We start from the raw sequence: 14,465 nt of genomic DNA, 5'->3' as shown, positions 1-14,465 counted from the left end.
TGCCGCCCACTGATGTTTCGTATTCTTGATAAATTAGGCCATGATGAACTTCTGGTACTCGGGGGGATTTTCTTTGCCCTTATTCTGGGGGCTGGTTTATTTAGCCTGTGCGGGTTGAAACCCGATTTAGGTGCGCTGGTATTAGGCATGTTGCTGGCGGGGCATTCGCGCGCTTCAGAGCTGTCAAAATCACTGTTTAATTTAAAAGAGCTTTTCCTGATCTGCTTTTTTCTTAATATTGGGTTGGAAGAGAGCCCAACGTGGGAAGGGCTGGGAATGGCGCTACTGCTGGTGCTGTTTTTACCGCTCAAAGCTGGATTATATTACGCCATTGCCCGCCTATTTCGTTTTCGAATTCGCACCAGCCTGCAATTAGCCGTGAATCTGTGTAACTACAGCGAATTTAGCTTGATTGTAGGCGGAATTGCCGTGAAACAGGGCTTAATCAGCAGCCATTGGCTGGTGGTACTGGCCTTGAGTACCGCGCTCTCTTTCTTAATCGCTGCCCCAATCAACCGGCAAACTGATCGTATTTATACCTATTTGCGTGCAAAAGCAAAACCGGATGAGAATCGGCAGCTGCATCCTGATGATCGTTTGATTGATCCGGCACAAGCCAAAGTGCTTATTTTAGGGATGGGGAGAATCGGTACGGGCGCATACGATGAGCTGCGTGAGCGTTATGGCGATATCTTACTCGGGGTTGAATCGAACCCTGAAACGGTATCAAAGCACCGTGATGCCGGTAAAAACGTGATTCAAGGTGATGCCACAGACCCTGATTTTTGGGAGCGTATCCGCCCGCGTGGTAATGTTCGCCTGATTTTACTGGCTATGCCGCATTGGCAGGGAAATCATTTTGCTCTGGCCCATTTGCAACACCGCCATTTTAACGGGCGAATTGCCGCGATTGCTGAATATCAAGATGAAATTAACACATTGGCAGAGTCAGGAGTTGATGCGGCATTTAATATTTATAACGAAGCTGGCAGCGGTTTTGCTCGTCATGTCATTACGCACTTAAATACCGACCAACTGCTCAACCGTTTTGATGACGATATAACAAAAATCCCCGCCGTACGCTTGCATAATATGTAGGTATTCGCAGATATCTGCCCAGTATTCTCTTTACTGGGCTTTTTTTTCGCAAAATGCTTGCAAAAAATTCACGCATTGGCACATTGAATAAACAAATTATTAGCAGGACGCTGATTGCAGCAACCATGATGTTGCTCCTCGGCAGATCAACACTATTACGAGCAAGGAAAGAGCGTATGTGTTCCATTTTCGGTATTTTAGATCTCAAATCAGACCCGTCAGAGTTGCGTAAAAAAGCGCTGGAACTCTCAAAATTACTGCGTCATCGCGGCCCCGACTGGTCGGGTGTGTATGCCACCGATAAAGCCATTTTAGTGCATGAGCGTTTAGCCATTGTTGATGTGAATAATGGCGCGCAACCGCTATTTAACGCAGATAAAAGCCATATTCTGGCGGTAAACGGTGAAATTTATAACCATAAAACCTTGCGTGATGCTCTGCCTGATTATGCGTTTCAAACAGAGTCTGATTGCGAAGTGATTCTGGCGCTATATCAGGAAAAAGGCCCTGAGTTTCTTGACGATCTCTACGGCATGTTCGCATTTGTTCTGTACGATGAAAAGCAAGATGCCTACCTGATTGGCCGTGACCATATGGGGATTATCCCTCTGTATATGGGGCATGACGAGTTCGGTAACCTCTATGTTGCCTCAGAAATGAAAGCATTAGTGCCGGTTTGCCGAACCATTAAAGAGTTTCCGGCAGGATCATTTTTGTGGAGCAAAGACGGTCAAATCCGCCAGTATTACCAGCGTGATTGGATGGAATATGACAACGTCAAAGAGAACCATACTGATAAAGTGGAATTAAAAGAGGCCTTTGAAGAGGCAGTAAAAAGCCATTTGATGTCAGATGTTCCGTACGGCGTACTGCTGTCAGGTGGGTTAGATTCATCAGTGGTCTCTGCAATCACCAAAAAATTTGCCGCCCGCCGTATTGAAGATAATGAGCAGAGCGAAGCATGGTGGCCTCAGTTGCACTCGTTTGCTGTAGGGTTAAAAGGTTCACCTGACTTGATTGCGGCGCGTGAAGTGGCTAATCATCTAGGTACGGTCCACCATGAAATTCACTTTACGGTACAAGAGGGGCTAGATGCCATTCGTGATGTTATCTATCACATTGAAACTTACGATGTCACCACGATCAGAGCGTCTACCCCGATGTATCTGATGGCCCGAAAAATTAAAGCAATGGGCATTAAAATGGTACTGTCGGGTGAAGGTTCAGATGAGGTGTTTGGTGGATATCTCTATTTCCACAAAGCGCCGAATGCCCGAGAGTTGCACGATGAAACGGTGCGTAAACTGGCCGCATTGCACATGTTTGATTGTGCGCGTGCTAATAAAGCCATGGCTGCTTGGGGTGTGGAAGCGCGCGTGCCTTTCCTTGATAAGCGTTTTCTTGATGTTGCTATGCGTATCAACCCACAAGATAAAATGTGCGGTAACGGTAAAATTGAAAAGCATATTATTCGTGAATGTTTTGAGGGTTATTTGCCGAGCAGTATTGCATGGCGGCAAAAAGAGCAATTCTCTGACGGTGTAGGGTACAGCTGGATTGATTCGTTAAAAGCACAGGCCGAAGCGCAGATAACAGAGCAACAAATGGAAACTGCACATTTTCGTTTCCCGTATAACACCCCTTCAACGAAAGAAGCTTATGCTTATCGAGTGATTTTTGAAGAGCTGTTCCCACAGCCGAGTGCTGCTGAGTGTGTTCCGGGAGGCCCTTCAGTTGCGTGTTCATCAGCAAAAGCGATTGAATGGGATGCGGCATTTAAAAATATGGCCGATCCTTCAGGCCGTGCCGTAGCCGGTGTTCACGTCGATGCGTACAAAGGTTAGGCAATAGCGGGAATAAATCTAATATTGCATTGATATATAACCAACAGCACTAAACCATTGAGTGAATATAGGGTGCTGTTGGCTGCTTTTGATTTATCCCTGTTTTTGCTACCATGGCAGAATAACCGATTAATATTTAACCTTTTATTGTTTTTTTTTCATCAAACTGGTTGTAAGACAAGCAAACAGTCCAAAATTGGAAAGTTGGTTATAAAAAAGGGTTGACGGTTTTCGCTAGGATACGCATAATGCGCCCCGCAACGCCGATAAGGTGATGTGAAATTTGAGATGGCTATGTAGCTCAGCTGGTTAGAGCACAGCACTCATAATGCTGGGGTCACAGGTTCGAATCCCGTCATAGCCACCATAAATTCGCGGAAGTGGCGAAATTGGTATACGCACCAGATTTAGGTTCTGGCGCCGCAAGGTGTGTGGGTTCAAGTCCCACCTTCCGCACCATATCGCTTTAAAGGTTGTTGAGTAACACAGTTTTAGATAATTGGGGTGTCGCCAAGCGGTAAGGCAGTGGGTTTTGATCTCACCATACCCAGGTTCGAATCCTGGCACCCCAGCCATCTTTCCTGATGAAATATCTGTTAAAAGGTATTGAGTCAGTAAAAAGGTTAATCTAAGACAACAGAATTTGCGTAAATTGAATGGCTATGTAGCTCAGCTGGTTAGAGCACAGCACTCATAATGCTGGGGTCACAGGTTCGAATCCCGTCATAGCCACCATTAACGAAAATTCACCATTTGGGGTGTCGCCAAGCGGTAAGGCAGTGGGTTTTGATCTCACCATGCCCAGGTTCGAATCCTGGCACCCCAGCCAAATTAATATTGAATGCCCAGATGGGGTGTCGCCAAGCGGTAAGGCAGTGGGTTTTGATCTCACCATACCCAGGTTCGAATCCTGGCACCCCAGCCATTCAATAAAAGAGTTAAAGAAATATCGTGTAGGCTATGTAGCTCAGCTGGTTAGAGCACAGCACTCATAATGCTGGGGTCACAGGTTCGAATCCCGTCATAGCCACCATTATTTTGATTTTGCGGAAGTGGCGAAATTGGTATACGCACCAGATTTAGGTTCTGGCGCCGCAAGGTGTGTGGGTTCAAGTCCCACCTTCCGCACCATTATATTAAGTTAGTATTACACCATTGGGGTGTCGCCAAGCGGTAAGGCAGTGGGTTTTGATCTCACCATGCCCAGGTTCGAATCCTGGCACCCCAGCCATATTTTAGCAACAAAAAAATCCCAGATGGGGTGTCGCCAAGCGGTAAGGCAGTGGGTTTTGATCTCACCATACCCAGGTTCGAATCCTGGCACCCCAGCCATTTTTTTGGCCAGCTATCTTAACTGTAGCCAGATGATTTTTTTGTTTTGTGGAAAGTGCATTACTAATGTCTAAAGTCTAAAATGTTAGCGATAACATTGAATTAAAATGACTCTAAAAAAGCCCGCTTATTAGCGGGCTTTTTGCTGTCTGTTATTAACCGGCTGTGCTGGATAAGTAACAGACTGAATGTGGTGCATTCAGCCATGTATTTACCCATTATTTATTGATTCCGTTATCCACGTTGTCTTTTTTTCTTCTGTATGACTTGTCGGCATTATAGGCCGAGTGCGTATTTTAATGCCTGACGTTTTAGTGGGCCTGATTTATCCGCAACCAGCAAGCTTAAGTTTCTGAGCAGTTGTACCGGTTTTAGCTCATTACTAAATAGCGTGTAGAAAAGATCCATTCCTGACTGCATTAACAGGTTATCGGGCTTGCGCCGCCGCTCATAGCGTTGTAATACCTTTAAACTGGCAATATCTTCTTTGTGCGCTAATGCACTGTCAAGCACCTCAAGCAACACTTGAACGTCTTTAAAACCGAGGTTTACACCTTGTCCTGCAAGCGGGTTAATCGTGTGTGCAGCATCACCGATAATGGCTAATCCGGGAAGGACATAGTGTTGGGCATGTTGCCTGACTAACGGAAAGTGTCCGCAGGCGATCACTTCACACTCACCAAGCCGCGAGGGAAAGGCTTGCTTGATTTGCGCATGCAGTTGTTGTGGGCTGAGTTTGGCCAGTTGTTGTATTTTGCTTGGGCTGTCATACCACACCAGTGATCCATAATTTCCATGCAGCGGTAAAAATGCACGCGGGCCAGTAGGGTAGAATTTTTGCCAAGTAATGTCTTGCTGAGGCTGTGCGGTTTTAATGCTGATAAGTAGGCAGGATTGCCGATATTGCCAACCGGTGAGCCCGATATGTGCCTGTTGTCTTATGTGCGAATGAGCACCATCTGCGCCAACTAATAAGCGGGGTTGCAGTATTTGTTGGTTATCCAGTGTGATTTGCCAACCTGCTGGCGTGGAGTGCATGTGTCGAATATGTTGCGGGCATAGTAGGGTGATATTAGGTTCAGTTTCCAGAGCTTGCCACAGTGCGAGTTGAATCAGACGGTTTTCGACGATATGCCCGAGTTCGGCAATATTCAGCTCGTTTGCTGAGAAGCGGGTGCTTGCTCCTTCCCACTCCCAGGTTTCTAGGTGGCGATATGGGCAAGTGCGCATCGCTAGAATACTCGGCCATACATTAAGTTTTTCAAGCAGGCTAATCGAGGCCAGACTGATTGCCGAAACACGCAGGTCAGGCAGAGCATCGGCCTCCCACGGTTGTGGCTTGGTTTGTTCAATCAGCGTAACGTGCAGGCCTAAACGAGCAGCACCGAGTGCAAGTGCAGCGCCGACCATACCGGCACCCACCACCAGTAAATCAGGTTGGACTGTGTCTGATTGTTGTGTGGATGAGGCATCTGGAGTGTGAATGGCATTGTGCATCATGGTGAGTACCTGATGATTAAGTGAATATTCTGAACAATAGGGCGAGTTTATCGAATTTTTATCTTTTCTGCTGTGAATGGCAGGTACATGGGTATAAAAAAACCCGTAAAAACGGGCTTTTTTATCGCAGATGGTGGCTTAGTCATCAAGTTCGGCTAAGCACATCTCTTCATAAACTTGTTTGACCCAGCCATCAACACGTTGAGCCGTTAATTCTGGCTGACGGTCTTCATCAATGCACAGGCCGACAAAATGTTTGTCATCACTCAATGCTTTTGACGCTTCAAAGTGATAACCCTCGGTTGGCCACTGCCCGACGAGTATTGCGCCACGTGCTTCAACGATATCGCGTACCGTTCCCATGGCATCACAGAAGTACTCTGCATAGTCTTCTTGATCACCGCATCCGAAGATAGCAACCAGTTTATTGGTAAAGTCGACTTCTTCAAGAGTAGGGAAGAAATCATCCCAATCACACTGGGCTTCACCGTAATACCACGTAGGGATACCGAGCAGCAATAGATCAAAATTATTGATATCTTCTTTGCTGCTTTTGGCAATATCACGGACATCAACCAGATGTTTGCCAAGCTGTTTTTGGATCATCTTGGCGATGTTTTCGGTATTGCCGGTATCGCTGCCAAAGAAAATTCCTACACTTGCCATTCTCTCTACCTTAATGTCTATTTTGTGCTGTCAGTATGATTAAGTGCGAACTCAGCCGCGTCTAAACCCAATCTTTCCAACAAAATACGTTCGATTAATTCACCGCGGCTCAACGCATGATCGTGAGCCAGTTCATTTAATGCCGCTACCACTCGGCTGTCGATTTTTAGCTCGATTCTGCGCAGCCCTTTTGACTTATCCCGCTTAAGTTGGTTGCGTTTATTGATGCGCAACTGCTCATGGCGAGGCAGCGGGTTTGTTTTCGGCCGACCAGGGCGGCGTTCATCTGCAAATAAATCCAGTGTGGTACGGTCTGTATTCTCTTTTGCCATTTAAACTACACGTGCTGCTCTTGCGAAGACTCAACCAACACCAGCGCCCTCCCAGAGCAACTGGATCAGACCTTTGGCAACAAAACCCGCACAGCCAAGAAACAAAACTAACCAAACAATGCGGCGGCCAAATGGAGGTACATTGCCACGTTTCAACACATCTTGTATTGCCATTCCGATAAAAAAGAAGATGACAATAAAAAAGAGGTTAAGGCCGATAGCCTCAAGCGTTTCCATGTGTCGATAAATCATGTGGCAATTCCATTTTGCCGGCAAATATAGACGTGAACTATATCATAGCGTCTGCGCCCTGTTAACGGGAATCCGTCAGCAAAAAGCGACGAATTGCCCGCAGAACGGCATCGGGTTTTTCTGCATGCAGCCAATGGCCAGTACCTGCAATGACATGTGCTTTTGCTGCGGGAAATTGGCGCATAATCTGTTCACGGTGCTGATCTTGAATATAGGGTGATAACTCGCCCTTAATAAAGAGTACAGGCCCTTGCCATGGCAGCCCGTCTTGCCAGCCGACAATGTTGGCATACTGGTTTTCCAGTGCGGTCACATTAAAACGCCAGCGGCTTTCTGCATTAGCATCAAATGATTTTAGCAAAAATAAGATGACACCTTCCTCCTTTAAAAAAGGTTGCATCAGGTTGACCGCCTCACTGCGACGCGTCGGTTTAGCTTGGCTGACCGCATGTAGAGCGCGAAAAACGTTATCGTGACGCCGAACCTGATAATCAACCGGTGACATATCTAAGACAACCAGCTGATCTACGCGATCAGGAGCTGTCTGTGCGATCGTCATGGCCACTTTCCCCCCCATCGAGTGGCCAATGAAGGTGGCTGAACGAATATTCAGATGATCGAGCAGGGCAATAAGATCATCGGCCATGAGGCGGTAGTTTATCTGATCACTGAAAAAGCTCTGTCCATGGTTACGAAGATCAACTTGTACGATATGATGATCCTTAACCAGATCACGTGCGAGTAATCCTAAGTTATCTAACGTGCCAAACAGGCCATGAATTAGCACTAAAGTGGGACCTTGTCCCTGTTGTTTGTAGTTGATCATAAGCTAAACCGAGTTGGTGTATAGAGAATCATGGCCTGAGAAGGTATAATCACGCAGTTATTCATGCAAGAGAACGATATTGGATCGACATGAAAATCATTGAAGTAGACGAAGAGCTGTACCGCTATATTGCAGGCCATACTCAGCATATCGGTGAGAGTGCCTCTGAAATTTTACGCCGCATGCTGAATTTGTCACCCAATACTGAGCCACGTAGCCCAGGGATCGTGGTAAGCAGCGATGCGGGAAAAGAGAATGCTGTAGATCGTGTACGTGCCGTGCGTGAGCTTTTGTTATCAGATGAATATGCTGCACAAACCAAAGCTATTGGCCGCTTCATGCAGATCCTCTCTTTTTTATACTCGCTCGATGCGCTGGGTTTTACCGCAGCAAGTGAAGAGTTGCGTGGTCGTACTCGTGTCTATTTTGCAGAAGATGAAGCAACACTGCTGCTGCACGGTACACATACAAAACCTAAAGCAATTCCGAACACACCGTACTGGGTTATCACCAATACTAATTCTGGCCGCAAACGCGCGATGATCGAGCAGATCATGGGTGGCATGCAGTTTCCGTTGGAGCTGACAGAGAAAGTTTGCAGCACCATTTGAGTTGAGCGTTAGGGAGTAACGCCGTATGGCAATTCATCCTCGGGCTGGGCAACAAGCCCGGCAAGATGATCTGATCAATATCGGTCAGCTTGTTTCTGAATACTATGTTTTACAGCCTGATGCTGCTAATCCTGCACATGCCGTTCAGTTTGGTACATCGGGTCATCGCGGTAGCTCAGCGAACTGCAGCTTTAATCAGTCGCACATTCTTGCTATTGCACAAGCCATTGCTGAAGTCAGGATTAAACAGGGGATTTTAGGCCCGTGTATCGTGGGTAAAGACACTCACGCCCTGTCAGAACCAGCATTTATCTCTGTGATCGAAGTGCTGATCGCCAATGGTGTGCAAGTTATTGTTCAAGAGAATAATGGCTTTACCCCCACACCAGCAGTCTCTTACACCATACTGTGTCATAACAATGCCAATGGTGCGTTGGCTGATGGTATTGTTATCACACCTTCCCATAATCCGCCGCAAGACGGTGGTATTAAGTACAATCCGCCAAATGGTGGTCCTGCTGATACCAATATTACAAAAGTCATTGAGCAGCGCGCCAATGATCTTATTGCTGATAATCTGGCAGATGTGCGTCGCATACCCTTTAGCGAAGCGTTGAACAGTGAGCTTTTGCTGCAAAAAGATCTGGTACAAGCTTATGTCGAAGATCTGAGCAACGTCGTCGATATGGAAGCTATCCGCAATGCTGGCTTGAAGCTTGGCGTAGATCCACTCGGTGGAGCGGGGATCGAGTACTGGAAGCGTATTGCAGAGCACTACCAGCTTGATCTCACACTGGTTAATGATCAAATTGATCCCTCTTTCCGTTTTATGCCGCTCGATAAAGATGGCGCTATCCGTATGGATTGCTCCTCACCGTACTCTATGGCTGGCTTGCTAGCACTGAAGGATAAATTTGATCTGGCATTTGGTAATGATCCTGACTATGACCGTCATGGTATCGTCACCCCTGCAGGTTTAATGAACCCAAACCACTATCTGGCCGTTGCCATTGATTACCTGTTTAGCCATCGTCCGCAGTGGAATGCTGACGTTGGTGTGGGTAAAACACTGGTCTCAAGTGCCATGATTGATCGTGTGGTTGCTGCTTTAGGGCGTCGGCTAGTTGAAGTGCCGGTTGGTTTTAAATGGTTTGTTGATGGTCTGCATGAAGGCTGGCTTGGTTTTGGCGGCGAAGAGAGTGCCGGAGCATCATTCCTGCGTTTTGATGGCAGTGCGTGGTCAACAGATAAAGATGGCATCATTTTGTGTCTGCTGGCTGCCGAAATTACCGCAGTCACGGGTTTAAATCCGCAACAACATTACGCGCAGTTGGCCGAAAAGTTTGGTCAACCCTACTATTCGCGTATTCAGGCGGTTGCTGATAGCGCACAAAAAGCCATTTTAAGTCGGTTATCGCCGGAGATGGTCAGCGCTGACTCATTGGCTGGTGATCCGATTATTGCCCGTTTAACCAATGCTCCGGGTAACAATGCCCCGATTGGTGGGTTAAAAATTGTCACTCAGAATGGCTGGTTTGCTGCTCGTCCATCGGGTACTGAAAACATTTACAAAATTTACTGTGAAAGTTTTGTGGATGAAGAGCACCTAAAACTGATTGAAGCACAAGCTGTGCAGATTATTGATAATATTTTAGCCGAAGCACTGGCCTGAAGAGAAAAGGGCAGTACTTATGGGGGATGACGAGACATTCATGCTTTAGCGCATATCTGTCATCGTCATCTATCCAATATTACGCAATAAGCAGCCGTTAGTTAGCACAGATAAAAAGCACACTGTTTTTGAACGTGTGCTTTTTTTATTGCGTTACCAAATTGTTTTTATTATGTTTGTTTTTGTAAAATAATTACGAAAATAGCCCATAACTGCCGCCTTTCAGCACAAATTGATTAAAAAATGTGTAGTAAACTTACGTATTACTGATTACACTGAACCTCATAAAATTAAGAATAATTTCTTGTTTGGAGGGTGTTCTATGTACCAGAAGTTTCCACTTGCTCAGGTTCTTCTGCGCCGTACTGGCGTATTGGTTGCAGGCTCTCTGGCATTGCCTGTGATGGCTTTTCATCCTAACCGTGCTCGTTTTTATAGTTATTTACACCGTGTCTGGAGCAAAACCAGCAGCAAGCCGGTCTGGTTAGCCAGCTCAGAGCGCAGCATCCGCGATTTTTATTAATAACGTTTTTATTTATAGCGCAGTGCTTATTGAGTCATTGTGTTGTAAAAGCAGAAAAAGCCTTCATTGCTATGAAGGCTTTTTTTATGGCTAATTTTTATGGGAAAACGGCATCACCCTGCAATTTTGCATCAAACTAAATATACAGACTAAAAATATCCTTCATAGTGTATATACTCTGCTTTGATACCCAGCGGTTATTCATAAAATCGTTAAGCAGCCAGCTGCTTTGAATGTATAAATTGAGAAATAAAGTGTTGTCTGCATGGAGGTATGACGATGAGTACATTAATCCCGATTGGTATTAGTGCCTGTACACTGGGCGAAAAAGTACGGTTTGATGGCGGTCATAAACGGCTGGTTTTCGCGACTGATGATTTAAAGCCGTACGTGCGGTATTACCCCGTTTGCCCAGAGATGGCGATTGGTTTACCGAGCCCACGCCCCGCAATTCGGCTAATCCACGCCGAACAGGGCGTTCGGCTGGTAGGTAGCAGTCAGCACGATATTGATGTAACTGATGCGATGTTGACATTTGCACAGAATAAAGTGCCTGAGCTGAGTCATTTGTGCGGTTATATTGTTTGTGCCAAATCTCCCTCTTGCGGCATGGAGCGGGTGAAAGTGTATGATGCCGAAGGCAAAAATGCAGAAAAAAGTGGCATTGGTATGTTTACCCGTACGTTGATGGAAAAACTGCCGTGGTTGCCGGTAGAAGAAGACGGACGCTTAAACGATCCGGTGCTGCGCGAGAATTTCGTTACCCGTATTTTTGCCCTACATGATTACAATCAGCACTGTGCTGCGGGTATGACGCGCGGTAAGCTAGTCGCATTTCACAGCCGCTATAAATTGCTACTTTTGGCGCATAATCAGGCCGAATATCGTGCATTGGGTAAAATGATTGCCGATCTTGATGCCATGCCTTTTGATCAATTGTTGATTGAATACCGTAATAAACTGATGGCTGCACTCACCTACAGAGCCTCACGCCGTAATCACACCAATGTGCTGTATCATATTCAGGGCTACTTCACCGAGAAGCTCACTGAAAAACAACGTGCAGAGCTTTCCGGCTTGATTGAACGTTACCGCTTAGGCACACAGCCCTTGCTTGCACCCGTAACCTTGCTGCGCCATTACCTGCAAGAGCACCCTGATGAATATTTAGGGCAGCAAGTCTATTTTGATCCCTATCCTGAAGCTCTACTGCTTCGTTACGGCAGTTAATCTCTCTGAGTGGCAGCGAAATCAGCCTAACCGTATCGGTTTACAACCCGTTTTATCGATACGGTTCTCCTTATTAAATCATCTTTGCTTCTCAACGTTCTACCTATCAGTACATCTATACTTAATGAATATCATCAATAATATAGAATAGGATGATACCCCTGTATGAATCATTTGGTCTGGTTTAGGCATGATTTACGCGCACTCGATAACCGCGCACTTTCAGCCGCGTGTGCTGATCTGGAAGCACACGTTTTTGCACTGTTTATTGCCACCCCCAAGCAGTGGGTAGAGCATGCCATGTCACCGCGTCAGGCTGAGTTTATCCGGCAAAATGTTGAACAACTTGCCGAACAACTGACCACATTGAACATTCATTTTTTGTATCGTGAAGTTGGCTCTTTTGCTGATGTTCCGGCGGCACTGGCAACTGTGGTTACAGAGAACAGTATTGATGCACTGTTTTTTAACCGTCAATATGAGTGGAATGAGCAACAGCGTGATGCAGCAGTGATCAACGCGCTTACACCCAATGTACAGTGCCATGCGTTTGATGATCAGTTATTAACCATACCTGGAACGGTAAAAACTGCCTGTGGTGAGATGTTTAAAGTCTTTACCCCATTTCGCCGTGCTCTACTCGCGCAGCTTTTCTCTTGCGATACACAATGTTTACCGGCACCGGCCATACGTGTTGTATCTGAGGCGGATGCGCTGATTACTGATACCGTACAACCTTTTAGCTATCCGTGTGAAACCAATCCTTTTTTTCCGGCAGGAGAAAAGGCCGCACTACAGCGCTTACGTCTGTTTTGTCATCAACATGCGCCTGATTATCAGCAGTTGCGTGATATTCCCGCACTACCAGCAACCAGCCGTTTATCAGCCTATTTAAGTGCAGGCGTACTCTCAGCGCGTCAGTGTCTCAACCGGTTGCGATTGGCACATCCTGATGACTGGAGCAGAGAAGGGACGGGATGTTTTAGCTGGCTAAATGAGCTGATTTGGCGAGAGTTTTACCACCATTTGCTGGTGGCTTACCCGAAATTATGCCGTTATCAGCCGTTTATTATCTGGACTGATCATGTTCCATGGAGAGATGACACTACCTTATTAAACGCATGGCAACAGGGAAATACGGGCTATCCGATTGTTGACGCCGCTATGCGCCAACTCAATGCCACCGGCTGGATGCACAACCGTTTACGCATGATTACCGCCAGCTTTTTCACCAAAGATTTACGGCTTGATTGGCGTTTAGGTGAGCGTTATTTCATGCAACAGTTAATTGATGGCAACCTTGCTGCTAACAATGGTGGGTGGCAATGGTCTGCCTCTACCGGTACCGATTCCACACCTTATTTCCGTATTTTTAATCCGACCACACAAGGGCAGCGGTTTGATCCAGAAGGCCATTTTATCCGCGAGTGGCTGCCTGAACTAAGTAACGTACCGGATAAATTTATTCATACCCCGCACCTGTGGGCAGAGAAAACACAAACTGTACTGGAATATCCTTTACCAATTGTTGATCACACTCTGGCCCGTAAAGAGACATTGGCAGCGTTTGAGCAAGCAAAACTGTTTTCAAAAGCATGATCCATAAATAATTCAAGGTTTAACTCAAACGGTAAAATTTAACAAATTTACCGTTTTGCTCCGTATTTTGTTAAAAACTGAGCATGGTATGATGCAAACTTTCTACACTTCCTATCTGTAATAACAGCCCACTATGATGATGAAAAACACTGAATTAGAACGCCTACTCAACAGTGAACTTAGTGTCAACGCGATTCGCGATTACTGTCCCAACGGGTTACAAGTAGAAGGCCGCTCTGAAATCAAACGGATCATTACTGGCGTCACAGCTAGTCAGGCCTTGATTGATGCCGCGGTAGCTCAAGACGCTGATGCCATTCTCGTACACCATGGTTATTTCTGGAAAAATGAATCATCGGTTATCAAAGGCATGAAAAAACAGCGTTTAAAAACCTTACTGTTAAATGATATCAACCTATTAGCCTACCATTTGCCACTCGACGTACACCCCGTCTTAGGCAATAACGCGCAACTGGCCCAGCATCTTGGTATTGAGGTAAGCGGTGGATTAGAGCCTGATAACCGTTTTTCAGTTGCGCTACAGGGCCAATTTACCCTGCCGATAGCACCTGAACAACTTAATGAGCGGCTCACCCATGTATTGCAGCGTACACCGTTGCAGTGCAGCAGTGATAATGCACCGGCACTGATCCAACGCGTAGCCTGGTGTACTGGCGGTGGTCAGAGCTACATTGAACAGGCCGCAGAAGCGGGGGTAGATGCATTTATCACCGGTGAAGCTTCTGAGCAAACCATTCACGTGGCACGCGAAATGGGTATCCATTTTTTTGCAGCAGGCCACCATGCTACCGAGCGTTTTGGTGTAAAAGCCCTTGGTGAATGGCTGCACAGTGCATACGGTTTACAGGTTACATTTATTGATATTGAAAACCCCGTCTAGTTAAACAATAAATCAAGTAATTAGCGCCTAATTTTATTTTTTAGTATAGAGGAAGGCGCTACATAGTCTCTTTTTATAT

At 46.1% G+C, this 14,465-nt stretch carries 13 protein-coding genes and 10 tRNA genes; 18 read left to right on the top strand and 5 right to left on the bottom strand.

The annotated features are described in order from the left end of the window. The 12 genes from ACRC27_RS09680 to ACRC27_RS09625 all read left to right on the top strand — a co-directional run. On the top strand, positions 1-1,098 hold a 1,098-nt coding region (locus tag ACRC27_RS09680), incomplete at its 5' end, for an NAD-binding protein (protein ID WP_438639774.1). A gap of 176 nt (positions 1,099-1,274) precedes the next feature. Next, a complete protein-coding gene (asnB, locus tag ACRC27_RS09675) occupies positions 1,275-2,942 on the top strand; it encodes an asparagine synthase B (RefSeq protein ID WP_438622108.1) in 1,668 nt (555 codons plus the stop codon). A 290-nt stretch (positions 2,943-3,232) separates the two neighbouring features. Continuing rightward, a tRNA-Met gene (locus tag ACRC27_RS09670) sits at positions 3,233-3,309 on the top strand. Between the two features lie 7 nt (positions 3,310-3,316). Then, positions 3,317-3,401 (top strand) — tRNA-Leu (locus ACRC27_RS09665). A 41-nt stretch (positions 3,402-3,442) separates the two neighbouring features. Continuing rightward, positions 3,443-3,517, top strand: a tRNA-Gln gene (locus ACRC27_RS09660). Between the two features lie 83 nt (positions 3,518-3,600). Then, positions 3,601-3,677: transfer RNA gene (locus ACRC27_RS09655), tRNA-Met, on the top strand. A gap of 19 nt (positions 3,678-3,696) precedes the next feature. After that, positions 3,697-3,771: transfer RNA gene (locus ACRC27_RS09650), tRNA-Gln, on the top strand. Positions 3,772-3,792: 21 nt separating this feature from the next. After that, positions 3,793-3,867 (top strand) — tRNA-Gln (locus ACRC27_RS09645). Positions 3,868-3,898: 31 nt separating this feature from the next. Next, a tRNA-Met gene (locus ACRC27_RS09640) sits at positions 3,899-3,975 on the top strand. 13 nt (positions 3,976-3,988) lie between these two features. Then, positions 3,989-4,073 (top strand) — tRNA-Leu (locus ACRC27_RS09635). A gap of 25 nt (positions 4,074-4,098) precedes the next feature. After that, positions 4,099-4,173, top strand: a tRNA-Gln gene (locus tag ACRC27_RS09630). 26 nt (positions 4,174-4,199) lie between these two features. Next, positions 4,200-4,274: transfer RNA gene (locus tag ACRC27_RS09625), tRNA-Gln, on the top strand. Positions 4,275-4,550: 276 nt separating this feature from the next. On the opposite strand, the gene ubiF is transcribed toward ACRC27_RS09625, so the two are convergent. From ubiF to ACRC27_RS09600, 5 genes are all read right to left on the bottom strand, one after another. Then, entirely contained in the window at positions 4,551-5,771 is a 1,221-nt protein-coding gene (ubiF, locus tag ACRC27_RS09620; protein ID WP_438639776.1) for a 3-demethoxyubiquinol 3-hydroxylase, read from the bottom strand. A gap of 141 nt (positions 5,772-5,912) precedes the next feature. Further along, the gene (fldA, locus tag ACRC27_RS09615) at positions 5,913-6,440 is read right to left on the bottom strand and encodes a flavodoxin FldA (protein WP_438622107.1); all 528 of its coding nucleotides are present in this window, start codon (positions 6,438-6,440) and stop codon (positions 5,913-5,915) included. Positions 6,441-6,457: 17 nt separating this feature from the next. Beyond that, complete coding sequence (gene ybfE / locus ACRC27_RS09610; RefSeq protein ID WP_438622106.1) at positions 6,458-6,772, bottom strand: LexA regulated protein; 315 nt, start codon at positions 6,770-6,772, stop codon at positions 6,458-6,460. A gap of 30 nt (positions 6,773-6,802) precedes the next feature. Next, positions 6,803-7,009 (bottom strand): DUF2788 domain-containing protein, encoded by a 207-nt coding sequence (locus ACRC27_RS09605; RefSeq protein ID WP_438622105.1) that lies wholly within the window; start codon positions 7,007-7,009, stop codon positions 6,803-6,805. Positions 7,010-7,085: 76 nt separating this feature from the next. Next, on the bottom strand, positions 7,086-7,850 hold the full coding sequence (locus ACRC27_RS09600) for an alpha/beta fold hydrolase (RefSeq protein ID WP_438622104.1): 765 nt from the start codon (positions 7,848-7,850) through the stop codon (positions 7,086-7,088). 89 nt (positions 7,851-7,939) lie between these two features. Between ACRC27_RS09600 and seqA the strand changes: the two genes are divergently transcribed. From seqA to ACRC27_RS09570, 6 genes are all read left to right on the top strand, one after another. After that, the gene (seqA, locus tag ACRC27_RS09595; protein WP_438622103.1) at positions 7,940-8,461 is read left to right on the top strand and encodes a replication initiation negative regulator SeqA; all 522 of its coding nucleotides are present in this window, start codon (positions 7,940-7,942) and stop codon (positions 8,459-8,461) included. Between the two features lie 25 nt (positions 8,462-8,486). Continuing rightward, positions 8,487-10,133 (top strand): phosphoglucomutase (alpha-D-glucose-1,6-bisphosphate-dependent), encoded by a 1,647-nt coding sequence (gene pgm / locus ACRC27_RS09590; RefSeq protein ID WP_438639773.1) that lies wholly within the window; start codon positions 8,487-8,489, stop codon positions 10,131-10,133. Between the two features lie 322 nt (positions 10,134-10,455). After that, positions 10,456-10,656, top strand: a complete 201-nt coding sequence (locus tag ACRC27_RS09585; RefSeq protein WP_438622101.1) for a DUF2517 family protein — start codon at positions 10,456-10,458, stop codon at positions 10,654-10,656. Between the two features lie 279 nt (positions 10,657-10,935). After that, the gene (locus ACRC27_RS09580) at positions 10,936-11,886 is read left to right on the top strand and encodes a YbgA family protein (protein ID WP_438639772.1); all 951 of its coding nucleotides are present in this window, start codon (positions 10,936-10,938) and stop codon (positions 11,884-11,886) included. Between the two features lie 165 nt (positions 11,887-12,051). Continuing rightward, positions 12,052-13,485 (top strand): deoxyribodipyrimidine photo-lyase, encoded by a 1,434-nt coding sequence (gene phrB, locus ACRC27_RS09575; protein ID WP_438639771.1) that lies wholly within the window; start codon positions 12,052-12,054, stop codon positions 13,483-13,485. A gap of 139 nt (positions 13,486-13,624) precedes the next feature. After that, a complete protein-coding gene (locus tag ACRC27_RS09570) occupies positions 13,625-14,386 on the top strand; it encodes a Nif3-like dinuclear metal center hexameric protein (RefSeq protein ID WP_438622119.1) in 762 nt (253 codons plus the stop codon). Positions 14,387-14,465 lie beyond the last annotated feature (79 nt).

The sequence above is a fragment of the Plesiomonas sp. genome (genome assembly GCF_051650925.1).
In the GTDB taxonomy this organism is placed as follows: domain Bacteria; phylum Pseudomonadota; class Gammaproteobacteria; order Enterobacterales; family CAMTGL01; genus Plesiomonas.
This window is presented reverse-complemented; position numbering and strand designations above follow the sequence as displayed.

Excerpts from the sequence above, each read along its gene's own strand:
- fldA (WP_438622107.1), bottom strand. The coding sequence starts at position 6,440 with ATGGCAAGTGTAGGAATTTTCTTTGGCAGCGATACCGGCAATACCGAA.
- ubiF (WP_438639776.1), bottom strand. The coding sequence starts at position 5,771 with ATGCACAATGCCATTCACACTCCAGATGCCTCATCCACACAACAATCA.
- ACRC27_RS09585 (WP_438622101.1), top strand. The coding sequence starts at position 10,456 with ATGTACCAGAAGTTTCCACTTGCTCAGGTTCTTCTGCGCCGTACTGGC.
- ybfE (WP_438622106.1), bottom strand. The coding sequence starts at position 6,772 with ATGGCAAAAGAGAATACAGACCGTACCACACTGGATTTATTTGCAGAT.
- ACRC27_RS09580 (WP_438639772.1), top strand. The coding sequence starts at position 10,936 with ATGAGTACATTAATCCCGATTGGTATTAGTGCCTGTACACTGGGCGAA.
- asnB (WP_438622108.1), top strand. The coding sequence starts at position 1,275 with ATGTGTTCCATTTTCGGTATTTTAGATCTCAAATCAGACCCGTCAGAG.
- ACRC27_RS09605 (WP_438622105.1), bottom strand. The coding sequence starts at position 7,009 with ATGGAAACGCTTGAGGCTATCGGCCTTAACCTCTTTTTTATTGTCATC.
- pgm (WP_438639773.1), top strand. The coding sequence starts at position 8,487 with ATGGCAATTCATCCTCGGGCTGGGCAACAAGCCCGGCAAGATGATCTG.
- ACRC27_RS09570 (WP_438622119.1), top strand. The coding sequence starts at position 13,625 with ATGAAAAACACTGAATTAGAACGCCTACTCAACAGTGAACTTAGTGTC.
- phrB (WP_438639771.1), top strand. The coding sequence starts at position 12,052 with ATGAATCATTTGGTCTGGTTTAGGCATGATTTACGCGCACTCGATAAC.
- seqA (WP_438622103.1), top strand. The coding sequence starts at position 7,940 with ATGAAAATCATTGAAGTAGACGAAGAGCTGTACCGCTATATTGCAGGC.
- ACRC27_RS09600 (WP_438622104.1), bottom strand. The coding sequence starts at position 7,850 with ATGATCAACTACAAACAACAGGGACAAGGTCCCACTTTAGTGCTAATT.